The 19,127-nt window shown below is 71.3% G+C and carries 19 protein-coding genes and 1 pseudogene; 8 read left to right on the top strand and 12 right to left on the bottom strand.

Annotated elements, in window-relative coordinates:
* The coding region (locus tag ABZW30_RS38350) for a transglycosylase SLT domain-containing protein (protein ID WP_355675914.1) at positions 1-311 on the bottom strand (311 nt) is incomplete at its 3' end.
* Positions 312-852: 541 nt separating this feature from the next.
* Here ABZW30_RS38350 and ABZW30_RS38355 point away from each other — a divergent pair.
* Complete coding sequence (locus ABZW30_RS38355; protein WP_355675915.1) at positions 853-1,092, top strand: hypothetical protein; 240 nt, start codon at positions 853-855, stop codon at positions 1,090-1,092.
* Positions 1,093-1,730: 638 nt separating this feature from the next.
* Here the strand turns inward: ABZW30_RS38355 and ABZW30_RS38360 are convergent.
* Positions 1,731-2,603, bottom strand: coding sequence for a CAP domain-containing protein (locus tag ABZW30_RS38360; protein WP_355675916.1), 873 nt, complete (start codon positions 2,601-2,603; stop codon positions 1,731-1,733).
* A gap of 229 nt (positions 2,604-2,832) precedes the next feature.
* Here ABZW30_RS38360 and ABZW30_RS38365 point away from each other — a divergent pair, with 229 nt between their 5' ends.
* Positions 2,833-3,120, top strand: a complete 288-nt coding sequence (locus ABZW30_RS38365) for a hypothetical protein (RefSeq protein ID WP_355675917.1) — start codon at positions 2,833-2,835, stop codon at positions 3,118-3,120.
* Positions 3,121-3,440: 320 nt separating this feature from the next.
* Here the strand turns inward: ABZW30_RS38365 and ABZW30_RS38370 are convergent, their stop codons facing one another.
* The 3 genes from ABZW30_RS38370 to ABZW30_RS38380 form a co-directional block, all read right to left on the bottom strand.
* Positions 3,441-3,731 (bottom strand): hypothetical protein, encoded by a 291-nt coding sequence (locus ABZW30_RS38370; RefSeq protein WP_355675918.1) that lies wholly within the window; start codon positions 3,729-3,731, stop codon positions 3,441-3,443.
* 73 nt (positions 3,732-3,804) lie between these two features.
* Positions 3,805-4,530, bottom strand: coding sequence for a hypothetical protein (locus tag ABZW30_RS38375; protein ID WP_355675919.1), 726 nt, complete (start codon positions 4,528-4,530; stop codon positions 3,805-3,807).
* 60 nt (positions 4,531-4,590) lie between these two features.
* Entirely contained in the window at positions 4,591-5,427 is an 837-nt protein-coding gene (locus tag ABZW30_RS38380) for a BTAD domain-containing putative transcriptional regulator (protein WP_355675920.1), read from the bottom strand.
* A gap of 655 nt (positions 5,428-6,082) precedes the next feature.
* Between ABZW30_RS38380 and trxA the strand changes: the two genes are divergently transcribed.
* Positions 6,083-6,412, top strand: coding sequence for a thioredoxin (gene trxA, locus ABZW30_RS38385; RefSeq protein WP_355675950.1), 330 nt, complete (start codon positions 6,083-6,085; stop codon positions 6,410-6,412).
* 69 nt (positions 6,413-6,481) lie between these two features.
* Here trxA and ABZW30_RS38390 read toward each other — a convergent pair whose 3' ends face one another.
* The 5 genes from ABZW30_RS38390 to ABZW30_RS38410 form a co-directional block, all read right to left on the bottom strand.
* Positions 6,482-7,210: an SDR family oxidoreductase gene (locus tag ABZW30_RS38390; protein WP_355675951.1), complete on the bottom strand. Its 729-nt coding sequence runs from the start codon at positions 7,208-7,210 to the stop codon at positions 6,482-6,484.
* Between the two features lie 122 nt (positions 7,211-7,332).
* Positions 7,333-8,154, bottom strand: coding sequence for a PH domain-containing protein (locus ABZW30_RS38395; protein WP_355675921.1), 822 nt, complete (start codon positions 8,152-8,154; stop codon positions 7,333-7,335).
* A 753-nt stretch (positions 8,155-8,907) separates the two neighbouring features.
* A complete protein-coding gene (locus ABZW30_RS38400) occupies positions 8,908-9,474 on the bottom strand; it encodes a hypothetical protein (protein WP_355675922.1) in 567 nt (188 codons plus the stop codon).
* A 735-nt stretch (positions 9,475-10,209) separates the two neighbouring features.
* Positions 10,210-11,418 (bottom strand): hypothetical protein, encoded by a 1,209-nt coding sequence (locus tag ABZW30_RS38405; protein WP_355675923.1) that lies wholly within the window; start codon positions 11,416-11,418, stop codon positions 10,210-10,212.
* 97 nt (positions 11,419-11,515) lie between these two features.
* Complete coding sequence (locus tag ABZW30_RS38410) at positions 11,516-11,911, bottom strand: SsgA family sporulation/cell division regulator (protein ID WP_355675924.1); 396 nt, start codon at positions 11,909-11,911, stop codon at positions 11,516-11,518.
* 546 nt (positions 11,912-12,457) lie between these two features.
* On the opposite strand from ABZW30_RS38410, the gene ABZW30_RS38415 reads away from it, so the two are divergent.
* Positions 12,458-13,963, top strand: a complete 1,506-nt coding sequence (locus tag ABZW30_RS38415; RefSeq protein ID WP_355675925.1) for an FAD-dependent monooxygenase — start codon at positions 12,458-12,460, stop codon at positions 13,961-13,963.
* 131 nt (positions 13,964-14,094) lie between these two features.
* On the opposite strand, the gene ABZW30_RS38420 is transcribed toward ABZW30_RS38415, so the two are convergent.
* The gene (locus tag ABZW30_RS38420; protein ID WP_355675926.1) at positions 14,095-14,616 is read right to left on the bottom strand and encodes a MarR family winged helix-turn-helix transcriptional regulator; all 522 of its coding nucleotides are present in this window, start codon (positions 14,614-14,616) and stop codon (positions 14,095-14,097) included.
* Between the two features lie 117 nt (positions 14,617-14,733).
* Here ABZW30_RS38420 and ABZW30_RS38425 point away from each other — a divergent pair, with 117 nt between their 5' ends.
* A complete protein-coding gene (locus tag ABZW30_RS38425) occupies positions 14,734-15,108 on the top strand; it encodes a DoxX family protein (RefSeq protein WP_355675927.1) in 375 nt (124 codons plus the stop codon).
* 269 nt (positions 15,109-15,377) lie between these two features.
* On the opposite strand, the gene ABZW30_RS38430 is transcribed toward ABZW30_RS38425, so the two are convergent.
* Positions 15,378-15,908, bottom strand: a complete 531-nt coding sequence (locus tag ABZW30_RS38430; RefSeq protein WP_355675928.1) for a MarR family winged helix-turn-helix transcriptional regulator — start codon at positions 15,906-15,908, stop codon at positions 15,378-15,380.
* A 220-nt stretch (positions 15,909-16,128) separates the two neighbouring features.
* Between ABZW30_RS38430 and ABZW30_RS38435 the strand changes: the two genes are divergently transcribed.
* From ABZW30_RS38435 to ABZW30_RS38445, 3 genes and pseudogenes are all read left to right on the top strand, one after another.
* Positions 16,129-17,199: an alkene reductase gene (locus ABZW30_RS38435; protein WP_355675929.1), complete on the top strand. Its 1,071-nt coding sequence runs from the start codon at positions 16,129-16,131 to the stop codon at positions 17,197-17,199.
* A gap of 99 nt (positions 17,200-17,298) precedes the next feature.
* The gene (locus ABZW30_RS38440) at positions 17,299-18,204 is read left to right on the top strand and encodes an NADP-dependent oxidoreductase (protein WP_355675930.1); all 906 of its coding nucleotides are present in this window, start codon (positions 17,299-17,301) and stop codon (positions 18,202-18,204) included.
* A gap of 188 nt (positions 18,205-18,392) precedes the next feature.
* A pseudogene (locus ABZW30_RS38445) lies at positions 18,393-18,977 on the top strand (3'-5' exonuclease); the annotation flags it as partial.
* Between the last annotated feature and the right edge of the window lie 150 nt (positions 18,978-19,127).

The following is a 19,127-nucleotide window of genomic DNA, read 5'->3' on the forward strand; positions in this document are numbered from 1 at the left end:
ATGTAGTTCAGCGCCCACTTGATCTGGGTGCGCGGGTTGGTCCTCCAGTCCGCACCCGCGGAGGCCATCTTGGAGGCCGGCAGCGCCTGGCCCAGGCCGTAGGCGCCCGAGCCCGGGTTGGTCGCGTGCACGTTCCAGCTGGACTCGTGGAAGATGATCTGGCTGAACGAGGCCAGCTGGTTCGCCGGGACGATCTGGGCGGCGATGGCCTTCGGGGACGGGGTCGCGGCGGTGGCGGTGGCGGGCACCAGAGCCGCGCCCAGGGCGGTCAGACCGGCGGCGCCGGCGAGGACGGCAGCAGAAGTGCGCATACGAAGCTTGAAGCTGGGCATAGCGAACAAGACCTCAATCGGGTTGGGCCGGTGTCACGCCCCGCCTGGACCGTGGCCGGACAGGGGCCGAGTGGTCGTGGGGCGCGTTTCGGCAGTGAGCCGTTCACCGGCGGGACAGGAGCCGGTGTGGCTGGGTGGAGCAATTGTTGCCAGGCGGGATCGGTCGCCGACAAGACCCCCTTGTTACGATCCACCGTCGTATCCAGGGCGGACCGCCGTTGATTCGAAGGGCGGGTCGCCTGGCCGCGCCAACGTCGCTGAGCTGCGCAAACATCGCGGTCGGGGGTTGCCGGCGGCGCCGGGCGCGGCCACTATCGCCCGTCGTTGACCCCGTTCAGGTGTGAGCGGGCTCACGGCTTATGACGGTTTTGGGGCGATCTGTCCAGGCCGGCGGTGGACAACCCGTCAGACGGGTACCTGCCGGCCGTAGGACGGCGGTGCACCGGCTTCCCCCCTTGCCCGTGCACCACCCGGCCGCCTCCGCACGGCGTGCCCGCCCGGACGACGGCATGCTGGGGCCATGGCACCGACCCGACGCAGCCGTCGCCCCGCCGCCCGCCGACTCGACGTGCCTGAGGACCGGCTCACCTTCCCGCCCGCCCCGCCGCCCACCACCCCGGTCCGCCCGGTGCCGGTACGGCCGGGCCCGGGTATGCAGGGCTGCTGCGCGAGCACCCGCATCCGGCGAGTCCTGCCCGGAGGGGCCGTCGCCATCACGCGCCACCACACCCCCGACTGCCCGATCTGGTCGGCCCGTTGAACGAGCGGTGCCCGATCCGGCGAAAGCGGCCGTGCCAGGGCCCGGCCCGGCATGCCGCCGGCCCGTGACCGACATCGATGCCCGTCCGGCCCGGCCCCGCCCGTCGCCGGCCCCCTTCGCGAATGAGTGGTCGGGACCATCCCGCCTGTACCCACCGGCCGAGAGGCTCGCCTCGGACGCCGTCTCCAGCGGCAGGGTGACCCAGCCGACGCGGCCGCCCGACTCCGGCCTCCACTGCCGCGCCACCGAGTAGCCGCGCCGCCAGGTGATCGGCCAGGACGGGCACCACCAGGGGCCGACGACCGGAGATCCGTGAAGGGCCGCTGCGGAGGCCGCTACCCGACAGCCACGACCTGGCCGGCCGTGATCTGAGGAGGGTTGGGGAGCAGTGACGTGAGGTTGTTCCGCACGAAGTCCGCCGCCGTCTCGATCGACTTTTCGGCCCCGGACCGGTCTTCGAAGACGCTGGTGGAGACCATTACTCCATCCCCGGCGTCAACCCAGTAATAGGCCACGAATCCGGGAACCCGGCGAAGGAGAGGCGCGAACGGCCTCCAGGCTCGCCGCCACCGGCGCGTTGCCGGTGGCGTGGCCAGGGCGTGGCGGATCGGCCCGGGGCCGACACCAGTGAGCCCGTGTCAGCCTGCGAACTCGTGCACGCCCCACCAGCCGCTGGAGTCGTGGTAGAGGCCGACGCCGATCTGCGTGTAGCGGGGGTTGATCTGAGCGGCGTGGTGCCCCGGGGATTCGGTCCACATCTTCTGGAACTGCTCGGCGGCTTGTTCCCCGGTGAGCGAGGCGTCACCCCACATCACGATGCACTCTCCGGTCAGCGTCCGGCTGCCGGTGAGGCTGGGCCCGGCACCGGAGGCGTTCTCCGAGTGGGCGAACCCGGTCTCGCGCATGTGGCGGGCCCAGTTCACGGCGAACTCCGTCAGGTCGTCCTTGACGACGAGGGCCGGGACACCGTTGCGGGCACGCTCCTCGTTGATCAGCTTCAACGAGAGCGCCTCGGCGCTGCCCGCGGTCCGGTCCGACCCGGTGGTGTCGGAGTTCGCCGGGGCCGGGGCGGATGTCGTGTGACCGGGGTTCGCCGCGGTCCCGCCCGACGCCGCGCCGTCCGCGTTCGGCTGGGCCTTGGCCGGCGCCCCGGTCGAGGTCCGGGTCTGGGCCTGGGGCGGAACCTGGGTCCGGTTCTGGCCCGGGGGCTGGGCCGAAGTCTTCGTCGTGGCCGGGCTGGAGGGGTCCTTGGTGGCCGCCGGGGTGGTCGGTGCGGGCGGGGCCGACGGCGGCGTGGTCTCCCGGCCGGTCGCGGAGGCGGACGCCGACGGGGAGGAGACGGCCGCGGACGGCGAGGAGTCGCCGCCGGTCGCCGCCGCCTTCGCCGGGGCGGCACCTGCCGTGTCCGTGACGGACCCGCCGTTCTGCGGACCGCACGCGCTCAGCGCGGCGCCTATGACACCGGCGGCCAAGACCGCGGCGACCATCCGCCTTGGACGAACAGACTGCATGAAACAGGCTCCCTGGGTTCTCCTGGCCGCTCGGAGCGACTACGCGGCCGTACCACCACGCGCGCCACCCCGACCGGCCGACGCCTCTTGCGCCGACATCACAGGAGACCTGCAGGCTCGGCGGAGATAACACCTACCGAGGAGATCGTGATCTTCGTCACCCGAACGCCCTCCCATCCGCACCCACCTTCGGGCCGGACCGGTGGAGGGCGGATCGTAGGGTCGGGCGGTGAGCACCACTGACCCGCACACCGCCTGCCCCGTGCCCGACGTCCTGCCCGACCCGTGGGCGGTGCCGCGCGGGACCGATCGGTCGATGCCGGACACCGTGTGTGGGGTCGGCACAGAGCCGCCCCGGGTCCTGGCGCGGATGCCCGACCCGGACCTGACGATGCCCCGGACCCGGAAGGCTCTCGACGGCCTCGAACCTGTGCGGCATCAGAACACCGACACGCGGTGGCGCCGCCGGCGGGCCCTCGACGTCCTGACCGCCTGGGACACAACACCGCCGACCTGACCCGCCCCGGCGACGACGACCGCAGCCCCTACGCCACCGACCCGCTCCTGCCCCACCGAGACCCCGCCGACCCGCCCTTCTGACGGTGCCTCCTCCCGGGCCCGCTGCGAGAAACGAAGTCGCTGGACGGTGATGGCCCTCTTCGTCCGCCGGCCGCATCCACGGCCGCCGGGAGGGTGGGGGAGGAGCTGCGCCTGCCGGACGACCGCAAGCCCTGGTGCCCGACCGTCGCCGGCCGTCCGGCTCGCCGCCGCCCGCCTGGGCCGATCACGACATCACACAGGCCCTGGGCGGCCACCTGCCGCTCAGCCGGCGCGTCGCTACGTGTGGGCCCGGATGAAGGCTGCGTAGGCCTCAGGGATGGCCTCCGTGGGCAGTTGCCGTTCAAGTTCGGTCGGTCGGCCCGGGACCAGCCGGCGGGCGACGAGGTCGGCATGGACCGCTTGGAGGTGGGAGACCTCGCCCGCGAAGGGGTTGACGGCCGCCGCCGTGGGCGCGGTGACCTCCGCGAGGACGTCGTCGGTGCGCGGCGTGTTGGACTCCTCGCCGGTCAGCCCCGCGTACTCCTGCCCGGTGTCGGAGACGTTGCCCGGGTTGAGGAACCCGGGCATGTGATCGAACGAACGGTTCTCCGGCATCGCACCACGAGGTGCTCCACGGCGGACAGCCGGTCACCGTCGGACATCAGGCCCTTCGCCGGCTCGGCAGCCACTGGTCGCGGGGGATACGGCGACGCTCACGGCGGCTGCCGACGTGGGCGCGCAGCCGGTACTCCGCCCTCTCGTCGGCCGTCTTCTGGGTCCATCCGATGCCGGCGGTGACGTCGAAGACGCCGATGTAGCCGCCGGGAAGGAGCTCGAGCGGGTTCTTGATGTGGCGGCCGTAGTCGTACTGGCTGTCGGCGGCCGTGCGGTTCGGCTGGAACCAGGCGGGGAAGACGAAGTCGCTCACCTGGACGCCGTCGATCGGGTACGCGAAGTCGTCGGCTTCGCACGTGTCGCACAGCTCCTGGGCGTAGAGCACGCCCGTGGTGGCGGTCGGCTGGTCGAAGATCACCGTGTTGATCTCGGGATCGCCGAGCATCTCCAGCAGCTCGTGGCTGGCCGTCACGGTCCATAGCTGGCCGAACTGCTTGTCGGTGCCGGCGAACACCTTCCCCAGCGGCATGAAGTTGCTGGTCACGTCGTGGTAGCCCAGCGCGCCGGCCTGGTCGGAGTTGTCCAGGAGCACCAGCCACCAGGCGGTGTCGGAGAGCTGGTTCGGTTCCACATACGACAGGTCGGCGTCGATGCCCCAGATCGGGGCGAGGTGCTCGTGGACCTGTGTCTGCAGTGCCGGGATCACCGCCTTCACCTCGTCGGCGGTGAGCACGGTGCTCTCGTTGGTTACTTCGATCTTGATGAATGCCATCGCCCGGTCCTCCATCCGCGCGCGCAGTGACCTGCGACAGAGCACTCCGCTCCGCCCTCCTCACTTTGCGTGGCGCCCGTGACGGTGATGTGACGGGGACGCGACGGCGTGCGCGACGAGCCGGTGCAGCCGTGGCGTCGGGTGGAGGCCGAGCTCGCGGTAGAGCAACTGGTCGTAGCGGCGCAGGTCCCTTACCGCCTCGGACCGATTGCCCTCGGCCAGGTGGGCGCGGATCAGACATGCGTGACTGCTCTCCCGCAGCGGGTCGGCGTGGATGGCCGCGTGGGCGGCAGCGACCGCCTCGCCGTGCCGTCGGCAGGCGGTCAACCGGTCGGCGAGCGCCTCGAGGGCGTGCAGTCGCAGCTGGTGCCACTCGTCGGCCTCCAGCACCAGCCAGTCGTCGTACCAGCCGGGCAGCAGGTCGGCGGAGAGGTCGGCGACGGCCGCAAGGCCGAGGTCGTACGCGGTGGCGGGTGCGTTGGGGTCCAGCAGCAGACGGGCCAGCGACCGGGCCCGGTGGAGGTCGACGCTGGTGCCGGGAGCCAGCCGCACCTCGGCCGGTCCGATCTCCAGTGCTCGTCGGCCGGTGCCGCCCAGGCGGCACAGAGCGGCCCGCAGGTCCGCGAACGCGCAGTGCTCGGCCGCCTCCGGCCAGAGGGTCCCCGCGATCAGGCAGCGCGGGACCGGTGCCCGGCAGCGGCGCAGCGCGAGAAAGGCCAGCACCCGCTCGGAGCTCACCGGGACGCTGACCGGCTCCCCGCCGACGTACAGGGCGAAGCCACCGAGCATGCCGATGCGGATCTCGGGCCAGGCGCACGGCAGTACCGAGCCGGGGACGGCGGAGCTGTGGACGCGCGGCTGCGCGATGCCGTCGGCACACGGCTGCCCGTGGTCCATCGGCGAGACCTCCGCATTCGGCAGGCGAAAGCGACCTACTCGCTGGAAACCCTCTCCTCCAGCCATCGTCCGCCGCCTGCACAACGGTGTCGAGCCGCGGAACGCTTGCTCCGCCGGATATCGGTGCGCAACCACACGGAGTGCACGGTGAGTTGGGCAGCCCAGGACCGGACGGTCGATGGCGTCCCGCGCCGTTGGTGGCTGCGCGCCACCGATGCCGGTCCGGGGCCGGGATCGCAGTGGCCGGGCCGCAGGCCCCGGCCGGGCCCGTAGGCGCCCGCTGCGGGCCGGCCGGGGCGCGTGCGTACGGCTGTCGGCTTCGGTTTGCGGTCTCGCCGAGGGGGGCGGAGTCTTGATCAAGGTGGTGGTGGATTCGCCACGGGTTTCGGCGAGGTCGGCGAAGACGGCGGGCCGACCCGGTTCCAGCCCTGCGACGATCCCGTGTGGTCGGCTGCCTCGTCAGACCCACCGTAAAGATGCGACCGGAATAGCAAGATCCAAGTCGATCCGGTCTCCCGCGGTGAAAGGGGCGGATATGAAGCGTTCCCGGTGCCGGGCGTTGGGTGGTCTGGCCATGGTTTCAGCCCTGGTAGTCGGGTCTGTGGTGCCTGCCTCGGCTTATGCCGGAGACGGACGTGGTGCCCCGACCCAACAGGTGACGACAGCGTTGAAGGAGGTCACCGACGCTTCGTTCGACGAGGACGTACTGAAGAGCGACAAGCCGGTCCTCGTCGACTTCTGGGCCGAGTGGTGCAGTTCCTGCCGTCGGATCGCTCCTTCCTTGGAAGCGATTGCCGCAGAGCATGCCGACAAGACCGGGGTGGTGAAGCTGAACGTCGACCAGAACCCGGCCACCGCCGGCAAGTACGGCGTCATGGCGCTCCCCACCCTGCTCGTATTCAAGGACGGTGGGGTGGTCAAGACGATCGTGGGCGCCAAGTCGAAGGCCGACCTCGAGCGCGATCTCGACGCGTTCGTCTCGTGATCCCGCCGCGGGTACCGGCGGACCGCGCCTGCGGCTGCCGGCCACCCGCAGTCGGCGACGGCCCGTGCCCTACAGCTGCTCGAAGTGGAAGGAACGTATGAAGCAGTCCCGCGGCTGGCGGATCGCGAACAGCACGCAGTCAACGACGGACTGCGCGGTCAGAGGGTCATTCTGCGTCCGAGGGGCGCCGTCCCAGGCGGCGTCGAGCGGGTCACCGTCGTTGAAGTCCGGGGGGTAGAGCGAGATGACGCGGATCCCGTCGGGACGCAGACGGTGCGAGAGGACGTCGGCGAAGCCGGCTTGAGCAGCCTTGGCGGCGTAGAACGCGGGGTGCGACGGGGACCGATGGTTCCGAACCTCCGCAACCGAGGAAATCAGGTTGACCACGTCCGCCCCGGCCGAGGCACGCAATAGCGGGAGGAAGTGCTTGACCGTCAGCAGCGTGCCGGTGGCCCCGGAGGCGACGGTCTCGCTGATCGCGTCATCATCAGCATCCCCGAGGTCCAGACCTTCGAGGTAGCGGGCACCGTTGTTGATCAGCACGTCTATACGGTCGGTCCGGCCGGCGACCCCGTCGGCGAACGTCCGAACGGACGCGGGATCGGCCAGATCACAGGCGAACGCGTCAACTGTCGCTCCGCTGTCGGTCGTCACCTCGTCAGCCACCCTGCCCGCAGCGGCCGGATCACGCGCGGACACGAACACGCGCGCACCCAACCGGCCGGCCTGCAGAGCCAGAGCTCTCCCGAGCCCACGCCCGGCACCGGTCACCACCACCGCCCGTCCGGCGAGATCCATGAACACACACCTCTCCTCGTACCGAAGTTGACCACCGTGAGCCGGCTCTGATCAACATTTCGGGATGACCGAGCGTGACGATCACGGGATGAGTACTGCCCCAAAGCCACAGCGACCGGGCTCTACCGCGCCTCGGAGGCGCGGGGAACCGCGGCCGCGCCGTGCTCGCCGATGGCGGCGGTCAGGTCACGGGCGTGCTTCACGGCTCGTGCCCGGGAGTCGAAGGGCAGGGTGAGGCTGCGCGGCTCCGGTCCGCCGACCTCGACGTTCAGCCAGTAACCCGGCTTCTTGCGAACCCGGCGCACGATGGCCGACACCAGGGTCCCCACGCCGATCAACACGACAGCTACGAGCCCGACCAGGATGCCGTCCGGCAGACCCACGGCGTCCCAGTTCAGGTCCACCCCGCCGGGCCCTCTCAGTCGAACCACCACCGGGACGCCATCCGGCCCGACGACCGGGTCCCTGAGCGGCTTCCCGTACTTCTGATCCGGGTCTCCCGCCACGACGGCCAATCCGGCGGGGTCCTCGCCTTCGAGGCCGGCGGTCCGCATGGCGACGATCCGGTGGCCGACGTCCTCCACGCTCTTCCTACTGCGGCTCACCGTCGACCGCACCGGCAGCACCCGGCCGTCGCGCAGCCGCAGCGCGATCAACCAGTAGTCGGTCCCGTTGCTCCGCCTTCCGTCGCGGATCGCGACTTCCTCGACGTCCTGCCAGGGGGTGCGGCGGGGGCGTCCCATCGATCGTTCGGCGATGCCGTTCTGATCGATGACCAGCCCCATCCGGGCTGCCTGGAAGCACCACACCGAGGAGAGGACCAGGAGGACGGCGTAGAACACCTGCGCCCCGATCGGTGGGATGAACACACCGCCGGCCGAAATTGCGAGAAACACCAGGCCTACTGCCACAGGGACCAGCCGCTCGGGCTCGTAACTCTTCACCGGCTTCATCGAACCCCCGTGACCCTCAAGCGGCCGGCCTGCCGGCCAGCCTGCCCGTGTGCCGGGTGATCTTGGTCGGTGCGGCGCCTGGATGTCAAGGGACAGCGGGGAGCGGATCCGATCGACCTTCGGGATGGCCGAACGTGACCAGTGGTCAGTTCGATCTGTGAATGGATGTGTTGAGCGATCGCCTGCCTGATGTACTGCTGCCGCATCTGACGGCCGTTGCCGTCGAAGACATCCAGGCCGTCGGCGTAGGGGGGCGAATCTCCGCGTCGGCCACCGCCGATACCGCGCAGTGTCCGGGCTGCGGTGCGCAGTCGCGTCGTGTCCACGACCGCTACCGTCGTCGGCTTGTTCGCGGCGGACCTTCGCCGAGCGGGTCGAGGGGCCGACCTTCCGGCACTGCCGACGAAGCCGGCTCCGGCGGACGATGCTGTCCGTCGAGCCGCAGCCCGGCCGTTGGGCGGGGCGGTGGCGAGGTGCTTCACGCCCGGGGGCGGGCGTTTCCAGTGGGGTTCCTCGCCGGCGACGAGGTCGCCGCACGCCCGCGCCCGGTCGCAGGGCCCGGCCCGGTGTGATCGGGGCGCCGGAGGTGGCACTGTCCTCAGTCCGTGCGCTGCGGCTTTCCGCCGTGCGGGTGGGAACGGCGTCATCGGTGTTCCCGCCCGCACAGCCGAAAGCCGCAGCGGTGTTCGGTGTGTGGTGTGGTGTGGTGTGGTGGGAGTGCGGCGGGTGGGGTGCCGCCTGCGGTTATGCCTGGGTCCCGGTGGTCTGCGGTGCGGTGTAGAGGATGGTGCGGGGCTGCACGGTCAGGTGCCGCGGTGCGGTGGGCAGGTCGTGCTGGAGGGTGATCCGGTAGCGGATGGCCGTGTCGCCGCCGTGGGTGAGGATGTGGCCGGTGAGCGGGATCCGGGTGTAGAGGGTGCCGGTCTGCGAGCCCAGGTCCACGGGCTCCCAGCGCCGGGTTGCGTCGTCGAACCACTCCAGACGGATGTCGTCGCTCTGGAGGTAGGGGCCGTGTTCGGGGGAGAGGACGAGGATCTGCTGGGCCTGGGCGAGGCGGGTGTCGCCGGAGTAGCGGACGGTGAACTCGTGCGGGCGGTGGTCGGCGCCGATCCGGTGGGTGGGCAGCGAGACGATCCGCAGGCCGGTGTCGGCTGTGGCGGCCGTTGACGACGACGAGTGCGAGGCCGCGGCCGCCGCGGGGGCGGGGGCGGTGGCGGCCATGGCCTGGCCGGAGACGCCGAGGGCGGCGGCGCCGGCGAGGAGGAGGGAGGTCGTCGCGGTGGCGGCCCGTCGCATGGTCGTGCGGTTCATGTTTCTTCCTTCGGGGTTATCGGATGCCTGGCTGCGTTCGGCGCAGGCCGGAGGAGGGGGATCCCTCCGTCGGCTGGACGCTTTGTTTAACCTTCAACCAACACAAACCACCGTACGGGCCACGGATTCGAGCGTCAAGCGATGGAGTGAAGTCATCGCCATGGACCAGGACGAGCCCGAACGAATCCGAGCCGGGCCTGAAGCGGTCGCTGCCGGGGCATGGCCTTCTCGGTGAGCGTCAGTACCTGTCGAGTCCGTGGAGCGGCGTGCCCGCGATCGTCCGGCTGCGGCCCCTGATGCCGCACGCGTCCTCGGCTGCTGCGGCTCCGGGATCCTCCCGCGCCACCTGCCCGCTCGCCGCTTCGTTCGGGGCCTGCGGACCGGTGGGCCCGGGGGTGTCGGAGGTGGTGTGGGGGAGGGCGGCGGGTGCCCGGCGGACGAGGAGAGCGTGTTCGCGCGATCGTGCGGTGCCGCCTCGGGCGCGGCGCGGCATGGCAGGTCGCCGAGTGCCTGGGCGGGGCCGGCCCGCGCCGGTCGTGGTTGCCACGCCGGGCGACGGTGTCTTCGAGGTGCTGCCACAGCACTTCCCCGACGCCCTCGTCCGCGGGGACGCCGGCAAGGACTGGGCCGCCGTCACGGACGTCTCACGCCGTCACGGGTGTCTCGCGCCGCCGCGCCGGTCTGCCCGTGCCGGTGGGGTGGATGGCCTGCAAACCGGCTCGGGGGCCGGGCGCTTCACGACGGGTGGGGCCCGGGCGTGGTCGGGGCGGGGCGGTTCGCGCGTTCCAGGTCGGCGAGCAGGCGTTCGATGTCGGTGATCAGCGACCCGTAGACGTGCCAGGCGCCCGGTTCGGCCAGCGTGCCGTGCCTGATCTCGTCGGTCATCGTCCTGTGCCAGGTCGTGGCGTCGTCGATCGCGCGGCGCAGCGGCCCGCAGAGGCTGCCGAGATCGGGGCCGACGGCATGCCCGGGGGCGGCGAACGACTCCATCGCCCGTTCCGCCGTTTCCAGGGTCGCCGCGTACCGGTCGAGGAAGAGCCGGTTCAGGCCGTGACCGGCGGGCTGGTCGTCGACGCTGTCGGCCAGGGTCCGTGCGATGCCCCGGACCTGGAAGGAGACCCGGTGCAGGGCGCGCAGCGCCTCGCTGTGATCCGTCGGCTTCTGTTGTCCGTGGACGATGCACCGCGTGTTCCAGCGCAGGCTCTCCCGGCTCTGGCGTACGTCCTCCTGTGCCTGGAGGGCCAGGTCGTCGAGGTGCCTGCCCTGCTCCAGCCACAGGTGGGCGCGGTCGGTGTGCTGCCGCTCGCGCAGTCCGCGGCCCATGTCGCCGAGCAGTTCCCCCATGGCCGCGGCGAGTTCGCGTACCGAGGTGTCGGAGGCGCCGAGGTGCACGGGCGGAAGGATGAGGGCGTTGACCGCGATGCCGGCGGCCGCGCCGGTGAGGGTGGCCAGGGTCAGGGTGACGACGTGGCCCACGGGGACGGCCGTCGCCGCCGCCAGGGTCAGTGCCGCCGTCGAGGCGATCTGCAGGCGGCTGTCGGAGCCCCGGCGGCCTCCGGCGACCAGTGCGATGGCCGGGATCGCGGCGACGCTTCCCGCGGCCGGGCCGAGCAGCCATACGACGGCCACGGCCAGTGACAACCCCGCGGCCCGGGCGGCGACGCTGCGCAGGGCCCGCGTCACCGATCGGTAGATGGTCGGGGCGTTGACCATGGCCAGGGCGGTGGCCACGGCGAGGTACTGCTGTTGCCCGGGGAGCCGCCACGAGGCGGCCTGCCAGGCGAGGAGGGCCGCGACGAGTCCCTTGACACTGCGGGTGAGGGCGGTGGTCGACCATCCCGGGAGCGACAACCGGGGCGCGCGCGGCAGCCGCAGGGTGCGGCTCGGTGCTTCCCGCCACCGGACGATGGCGGCCGGACGCGGCGCGAAGGCCGGGGCTCTCATCTCTGTGCTCCTGCTCCGTCTACTGCTCACTTGCTGCGGCGGTGTGACCCGCCGGGGTCGGCCGGGCCGCTGAACGGAAGCGGCCGGGGCCGGGGTCTCAGGTGGTGCCCGGCAGCAGGCACGACAGTTCGGCGTCCAGGTCGTACCCGTCGGCTTCCCGGCCGGCGGGTACCAGTCGGTAGGTGCGCTCCAGCCACTCGGCCACCACGTGGAGCGGGGCCCGGAGCCAGGCGGTCCCCTCCCGCGAGGAGAGGGCGAGGTTCAGCACCTCGTCATGGTCGACTGCTCCGGCTGCTCCCGGCCAGACCTGTACGTCCCCTTGTCCGCTCGGTCTGCGCAGGCCCTGTGTCAACAGGTCGCGGGCGAAGACCCAGGGGACCTGGCCGTCCGCGTCGGTGTGGAAGACGATGCGCACGGCGAGCGGGTCGTAGGAGCGGTAGGACAGGAGGGTCGGCAGTGTGACCGGTTCTCCCGAGGGAAGCAGGAGTTCCATGTCGAGCATTTGATCTGCGCAGCCGTTCACGGCATGACTTCCTGTGTGGGTAGGGTCCCCCTGAATGGCGGGTGCGAGCGCCCCGGCCGTGGGCGCCGCAGGTCGGCGGAAGACGTGTGGGTTGAACCCGTGCACGACCGGTAGCTGCCCCGGCGTTCCCAGGAGCGGCGGCCGTCCCAGTGGCTCGTGATGGCTCCGGGCGGTGCCCCGCTGCGGTGGGACAAGAACGACGCTACCGGAAAATATGTTGAAACTTGCACATCTTGGGTCGTGGGGTATGTCATGCCCATCGGGCCGGCGGGGCGGGGAATAAGGGCGGGGCGACCGCGCCTCCCGCGGCCTCCCGCGCCTTCGTCCGGCAGCAGGCCCTGCTCGGCCCCGCCCGCATCCGTCGCCGGACCGTGCCGGCCTCGACGCCATCAGCGAGTTGATCACGAGCGGACGGCTGCGCCCGCAGATCGACCGGCTCGTTCCCCTCGCGCAGACGCGCGCCGCGTACGCGGTCCCGTCGTGCAGCCCCCTCACACAGGACTGAGACTCGGAAGCGTGAACACAACGGACCCGTCACCGAGTGCCTCCTCGAACCGACACGGGGCACCGGACGCGGACGTCCTGGTGGTCGGGGCCGGCCCGACCGGCCTGCTGCTCGCGGGTGACCTCGCCAGGTCCGGAGTCGATGTCACACTGCTGGAGCGACGCGATCACGAATCCAACCTGAGCCGCGCCTTCAGCCTCCACGCCCGAACCCTGGAGCAGCTCGACGCCCGTGGCCTGGCCGACGAACTGCTCCGTATCGGCACGCCGACCCGGGCGCTGCATCCGTTCGGCCGCCTCAGCATCGACTTCTCCGGCCTCCGGACGCGCTTCCCCTTCATCCTCACCATTCCGCAGTGGCAGGTCGAGCAGGCCCTGCTGCGCCGGACGGAGGAGGCGGGAGCCACCATGCTTCGTGGGGCTCGGGTCACCGGGTTGCGGCAGGACCCGGACGGCGTCGACGTGGATGTGCGTTATCCGGACGGCGCCACGGGAACACTTCGGGCCCGTTACGTCGTCGGTACGGACGGGGCGCGCAGCACCGTCCGGGAGAGCCTGGGTATGCCGTTTCCCGGCAAGTCGGCGATCAGCTCCGTGATGTTGGCCGATGTGCTGCTCGACCGTGCCCCCGACGAGATTTTCAACTTCGCCTCGAATGAGGACGGTTTCACGTTCTTCGCGCCGTTCGGGGACGGCTGGTACCGGATCATCGGCTGGGACCGGCACCGCCAGGTGCCCGACGATGCGCCGCTCACCTTGGAGGACGTCCGGGGCATCACGAAGCGTACGATCGGCGATGACCTCGGGATGCACGACCCGCGGTGGCTCTCCCGGTTCCACAGCGACGAGCGGCAGGTGCCCCGCTACCGGCAGGGAAGGGTGTTCCTCGCAGGTGACGCCGCACACGTCCACTCGCCGGCCGGCGGCATGGGCATGAACACCGGGCTGCAGGACGCCGCCAACCTCGGGTGGAAACTGGCAGCCGTTGTGCACGGCTGGGCTGGTGACGCACTGCTGGACAGCTACCACGCGGAGCGTCACCCGGTGGGGCGGATGGTCCTGCGGGTCAGCCACGCACTCCTCACGGCCGTCACCACCGGGTCACCTGTGATCCGCGCGCTGCGGGCCGCGCTGGCCACCGTCGTGCACCAGTTGACCGTGGTGGAGGCCCGCGCGTCTCGCGGCATCTCCGGCATCGGGATCACCTACCCCGCGCCCCGGGGCTCTCATCCGCTCGCTGGGCGCCGGGTTCCTGACCTCCGTCTGGCGGAGGAGCCGGCTCGGCTCTACGAGGCGCTGCGGGAGGGCAGGTTCGTGCTGGTGGGCTGCGATGTCGCCGCGGTTGCCGCGCCGTGGGCGGGGCGGGTGGTGACGGCCTCCCCGGCGACCGGCCTGCGCCCGACCCTACTGGTTCGGCCCGACGGCTATGCCGCGTGGGCGGCCGAGGACCCCGACCCGGACGAGGTGCGCAAGGCCCTGACGCAATGGCTGGGCGCGGTGGACCGCCGGGCGGCGTGAACGCCGTTGGTCTCCGAAGCGGATCCCGCCGGTTCCGGCAGTCCTGGCGGACCGAACCGCCGTACCTGGCTGGGCGTCAACCGACCCGACGAGGACGCACCGCAGGGGAGGCACCTGTTGGCGGGGTGCGGTCACTTGTTGCGCCGTAGTCGGTCCACGGTTCCGGTGACGAGGGGGTGGCCCGGGTCGATGGCGCCGACGATGCGGCGGCCGATCGTGGCCAGCTGGCGGACCTGTGCCCTGGTGAGGGCGTCGAAGATGTAGGCGCGTACGGCCTCGACGTGTCCGGGGGCGGTGGCGGCCACCTTGTCGTAGCCCTCGTCGTCGAGGGTGGCCACGGTGTAGCGGCCGTCGGTGGGGTCGGGGCTGCGGTGGACCCAGCCGCGCTTCTCCAGCCGTGTGACGACCTGGGACAGGCGGGGCAGGGAGCCCTCGACGAACGCGGCCAGCTCGCTCATTCGCAGGGTGCGCTCGGGGGCCATGGACAGCCCGGACATGACCTGGTACTCGAAGTGGCTCAGGCCGGCGTCGCGTTGCAGCTGCGCGTCCAGGGCCGCGGGCAGCCGCATCAGCATGCTGCTGAGCGCGATCCAGGCCTGGTCTTCTTCGTCGTCGAGCCAGCGAGGCTCCTGCGGGGTCTCCGGGGTCTCCATGCTCCGGAGTATAGCTTCACGCGTTAAGTGATCAAAGTCTCCGATGACTTGCATCTTGAAGTGAAGCCACCCTAGTCTCAAGTTAACGATTTAAGTCGCTGAAGGGTGCTGAGCATCATGAACGTTCTGTTGTGGGTCCTCGCGGGCGTGCTCGCCGTGGCGTTTCTGGCCGCCGGGATGATGAAGCTGTCCCAGTCGAAGCAGAAGCTGGCCGCCTCGGGCATGGGCTGGGTCGAGGACGTGAGCGCCGGGACGGTGAAGGCGATCGGGGTGCTGGAGGTGCTGGCCGCGGTCGGGCTGATCCTGCCGGCCGCGCTCGGTGTCGCGCCGGTGCTGGTGCCGCTGGCCGCGCTCGGTCTGGCGCTGGCGATGGCCGGCGCCGCGGTCGTGCACGCCCGCCGCAGTGAGGCGCAGATGATCGCCGTGAACGTGGTGCTGCTCGCGCCCGCGGTTGTCGAGGCGTGGGGCCGCTTCGGCCCGTACTCCTTCTAGGCCGAGACCGGCCGGTGGGGCCCGGCCCTGACCGCAGTTCCCGCCCGGCCACCGTCCTGACCCGCAAACGGCCCGCAAACGCGGGCGAGGCCCGGCACCCGGATGGGGTACCGGACCTCGTCCGACAGTGGAGCGCCAGGCCCGGGTTGCACGGACTCTCCCTACTGAAAGTAGGACGTGCTCTGGTAGCACCGCTGACGCCTGACGAGGAATCATCTCCCTCGCGACGAGAAGAATATTAGCAGGTCAGCAGCCCGTCGCCGAGCCGGTTAACTTCCGGCCGCGCATGTGGGGTCGGCGGCGGCCTGGACGAGGTTCTGTTCCAGGCGTTCCAGGGTGTGCAGGGCCGTGGTGCGTTCGTCGGCGGTCAGGCCCGCCGCCACGAGGTCCTCGAGCTGGCTCCAGCTCTGTTCGACTTCTCGGCGCAGGGCGTGGCTAGCGGCGGTGGGTTCGATGAGGGATGCGCGCTTGTCGGTGGGGGAGGGGCGGCGGCGGACGAAGCCGGCCTGTTCCAGGCGCTGGACGGTACGGGTCATGGTGGCGGCGTCGGAGTCCAGCAGCCGTACCAGGTCGGTCTGGCGCTGGGGGCCGAGTTCCCACAGGTGCATCATGACCAGCTCCTGGCCGGGGTGCAGGCCGATGCGGCGCAGCAGCTGTCCGGCGAACATGCGGTGCAGGCGGGCGAGGCGGAAGATCGCGTGGCTGATGGGCCCGCCGCCGGCTGCGGCCGGCACCGGGACGCTGGCCGACTGCCCCGTCCCCGCGGGTTCCTTCCCGGTCGCCGGGGTGGACTGTGTCATCTCTTCCTCACTTGCTGATCGGGCAGCTAACTCTACCGCGCAACTGCGACCTTCGCGGGGCTCGTCTGTCTGCGATCAACGATTGCGCTGGTCAATATGCGTGATGTGCGTCACATGGGGGTCGGGGAATGGCCTTCGCATATTTACTTGTTCAGACAGGCATCGGTTACGGTGGACGTGTCGGGACCACCGCCCATCACTCCTCGCGAGGGAAGAGATCATGACTACTGCTTTCGATTCGATCGTTCTGGGCGGCAAGCGCCTGGCCAGCCGCGTCGCGATGGCGCCGATGACCCGCAGCCGCGCGTTCGGGCCCGGCGCGGAGCCGACGGAGCTGATGGCGACGTACTACGCGCAGCGCGCCAGTGCCGGGCTGATCGTCACCGAGGGCATCCAGCCCTCGCCGGTCGGCCAGGGTTACCCGGACACCCCCGGCCTGCATACGTCGGGGCAGGTGGCGGCGTGGCGGACGGTGACCGACGCCGTGCACGGCGAGGGCGGCGTGATCTTCGCGCAGCTGATGCACACCGGCCGGATCGGTCACCCCAGCCTGCTGCCCGAGGGCCTGGTGCCGGTGGGGCCGTCGGCGGTGGCCGCCAAGGGCCAGGTGTTCACCCACGAGGGGCCGAAGGACTTCGTGACGCCGAAGGAGCTGAGCGAGGCGGAGATCCGGCAGACGATCGCCGACTTCGCCGCCGCGGCCCGGGGCGCCATCGAGGCCGGGTTCGACGGAGTGGAGATCCACGGCGCGAACGGCTACCTGCTGCACCAGTTCCTGTCCACCAACGTCAACCGGCGCACCGACGCCTGGGGCGGCACGGTCGAGGGCCGGATCCGTTTCGCGGTCGAGGTCGTCACGGCCGTGGCCGAGGTGATCGGCAGCCACCGGGTGGGCCTGCGGATCTCGCCCGGGAACCCGTTCAACGACATCGCCGAGGACAACCCGGCCGAGGTGTACGAGGCGCTGCTGGAGCGGCTCGCCGGACTGGACCTGGCCTACCTGCACCTGTTGGAGGGCCCGGACCGCGACCTGACCGCGCGGCTGCGCAGGGCCTGGCCCGGCACGTTCGTCCTCAATCCCTTCACCCACCCGGCCGCCACGGGCCCCGAGGCGCTGAAGCTGATCGAGGACGGCACCGCCGACATCGTCGCCTTCGGGGCGCTGTTCCTGGCCAACCCCGACCTGCCGGCCCGCCTGGCCGTCGGCGGCCCGTTCAACACCCCGGACCCGTCGACCTTCTACGGCGGCGACCACCGCGGCTACACCGACTACCCCGCCCTCACCGCCTGAGCGGCGAGGCCACCGGCGCGGCCGCCCTCGTGGCCACCTCCTCGGCCGCACAGTGAGTCAGAGTCGTCCTCTCCACCCACCTCCACCCGGGAGTTCCCGATGTCCACTACGATCACTTTCTCCGAGTACGGCGCGCCCGAGGTGCTGCGGCCGACTGAGGTCACGCCGCCCCAGCCGGGCCCGGGCCAGGTCCGGATCAAGGTCAAGGCCGCCTCGGTGAACCCGCTGGACCTGAAGACCCGATCCGGCCTGATGGCCGAGGTCATCCCCGCGCGCTTCCCGGTGACGCCCGGCCTGGATGCGGCCGGTGTCGTCGACGCGGTCGGCGAGGGAGCCGACGCGGCCGTGGGGGATGAGGTCCTCGGGTCCACGGCCGGCGGCAGTTACAGCGAGTACGCCCTGCTGGAGCGGCCGGTGGCCAAGCCCGTGGCCCTGTCGTGGGAGGTCGCCGCCTCGCTGGTCACGGTCGGCCAGACCGCGTCCCGTGTCCTCGGTCAGCTGGGCGTCGAGGCGGGTCGGACCCTGCTCGTCCACGGCGCCGCCGGCAGCGTCGGGGTCATCGCCGTGCAGCTGGCCGTTGCCCACGGCATCACCGTCATCGGCACCGTCGGCGAGCACGACACCGAGCGCCTCACCGTGCTCGGAGCCACCGCCGTTCGCTACGGCGACGGCTGGGTGGAGCGGGTCAAGGCCGCCGCCCCGGCCGGCGTGGACTTCGTCTTCGACGCCTCCGGCGCCGGCGTCCTCGCCGACTCCGTCGCCCTGACCGGCGACCCGGCCAAGGTCATCACCATCGCCGACATGTCCGCCGCGCAGCACGGCGTGCGCTTCAGCGCCGGCAGCGCCGACCAGGGCGGCCAGGCCCTGCCGGAACTGGTGCAGCTGGCCGCCGCCGGAAAGCTCACCCTGCCGATCTGGCGCACCTACCCCCTGGCCGAGGCCGCGCAGGCCCACGCCGACCTGGAGGCCCACCGCAACCGGGGCAAGGCCGTCCTGCTGCCCTGACCCCCCGCAGCCGCCGCTGCCCCGCGTCGCCGGAACGGGCGGGGCGGCCCCGGGGCCGCAGCCGGCACCACCCCCAGCCGGTTGCGGCCCCGTGAGGTCCGGCTCGAAGACGTCGCGTCGGCGGTGACGGTGTGGACATGTGGAAATCGAGGTGCCGGAACCGGGGGCGCATCCCTACCCTCGGCCCCATGCGCCACGAATCCCCCCTGCTGAACGTCATCGATGTGGAAGCCACCTGCTGGGACGGACAGCCGCCGCCCGGCTCCGTGAACGAGATCATCGAGATCGGTCTCACCGTCGTGGACGTGTCGGCAGGGCGCCGCGTGTCCCGGCACCGTGTCCTGGTCCGCCCCGTCCGGTCGACGGTGAGCGACTTCTGCACCGAACTGACCGGACTGACGCAAGCCGAGGTGGAACGGGGCGTCACCTTCGCCGACGCATGCCGGATCCTCGTCGAGGAGCACGGGGCCGGGGAACGCCCCTGGACGAGCTGGGGCGAGTACGACCGTCGGCAATTCGCCAGGCAGAGTCAGGCCGACGGGGTGGCCTACCCGTTCGGCTATCCCACGGAGCGCACCCACACCAATGCCAAGGCCGTATTCACCGCGGCCTACGGACTGCGCAGGAAACCCGGCATGGACCACGCTCTACGGATCGCCGGACTGCCGCTCGAGGGACGCCATCACCGTGGCGAGGACGACGCGTGGAACATCGCCGCACTCGTCCTCGATCTGTCGGGCCGCGGGGCATGGCCGGCCACGGCCACAGCCGTCCAGCCACGCGTTTCCGGAGACGTGAAACAGCGCGCTACCACCACGGGCAACGCGAATGTCCTATCAGCGGCCAACGTGACAGCACCCTCGCGGAGGCTGCGCAAAGGGTGATGTCGGAAACCTGCCAGCCGATGGGTCAGACAGGTTGCC

The organism is Kitasatospora sp. NPDC004669 (assembly GCF_040609455.1).
Classification (GTDB): Bacteria; Actinomycetota; Actinomycetes; order Streptomycetales; family Streptomycetaceae; genus Kitasatospora.

Excerpts from the sequence above, each read along its gene's own strand:
- ABZW30_RS38355 (WP_355675915.1), top strand. The coding sequence starts at position 853 with ATGGCACCGACCCGACGCAGCCGTCGCCCCGCCGCCCGCCGACTCGAC.
- ABZW30_RS38390 (WP_355675951.1), bottom strand. The coding sequence starts at position 7,210 with ATGGATCTCGCCGGACGGGCGGTGGTGGTGACCGGTGCCGGGCGTGGG.
- ABZW30_RS38435 (WP_355675929.1), top strand. The coding sequence starts at position 16,129 with ATGACTACTGCTTTCGATTCGATCGTTCTGGGCGGCAAGCGCCTGGCC.
- ABZW30_RS38420 (WP_355675926.1), bottom strand. The coding sequence starts at position 14,616 with ATGGAGACCCCGGAGACCCCGCAGGAGCCTCGCTGGCTCGACGACGAA.
- ABZW30_RS38425 (WP_355675927.1), top strand. The coding sequence starts at position 14,734 with ATGAACGTTCTGTTGTGGGTCCTCGCGGGCGTGCTCGCCGTGGCGTTT.
- ABZW30_RS38360 (WP_355675916.1), bottom strand. The coding sequence starts at position 2,603 with ATGCAGTCTGTTCGTCCAAGGCGGATGGTCGCCGCGGTCTTGGCCGCC.
- ABZW30_RS38405 (WP_355675923.1), bottom strand. The coding sequence starts at position 11,418 with ATGAGAGCCCCGGCCTTCGCGCCGCGTCCGGCCGCCATCGTCCGGTGG.
- ABZW30_RS38380 (WP_355675920.1), bottom strand. The coding sequence starts at position 5,427 with ATGGACCACGGGCAGCCGTGTGCCGACGGCATCGCGCAGCCGCGCGTC.
- ABZW30_RS38430 (WP_355675928.1), bottom strand. The coding sequence starts at position 15,908 with ATGACACAGTCCACCCCGGCGACCGGGAAGGAACCCGCGGGGACGGGG.
- ABZW30_RS38440 (WP_355675930.1), top strand. The coding sequence starts at position 17,299 with ATGTCCACTACGATCACTTTCTCCGAGTACGGCGCGCCCGAGGTGCTG.
- ABZW30_RS38370 (WP_355675918.1), bottom strand. The coding sequence starts at position 3,731 with ATGCCCGGGTTCCTCAACCCGGGCAACGTCTCCGACACCGGGCAGGAG.
- ABZW30_RS38375 (WP_355675919.1), bottom strand. The coding sequence starts at position 4,530 with ATGGCATTCATCAAGATCGAAGTAACCAACGAGAGCACCGTGCTCACC.
- ABZW30_RS38400 (WP_355675922.1), bottom strand. The coding sequence starts at position 9,474 with ATGAACCGCACGACCATGCGACGGGCCGCCACCGCGACGACCTCCCTC.
- ABZW30_RS38410 (WP_355675924.1), bottom strand. The coding sequence starts at position 11,911 with ATGGAACTCCTGCTTCCCTCGGGAGAACCGGTCACACTGCCGACCCTC.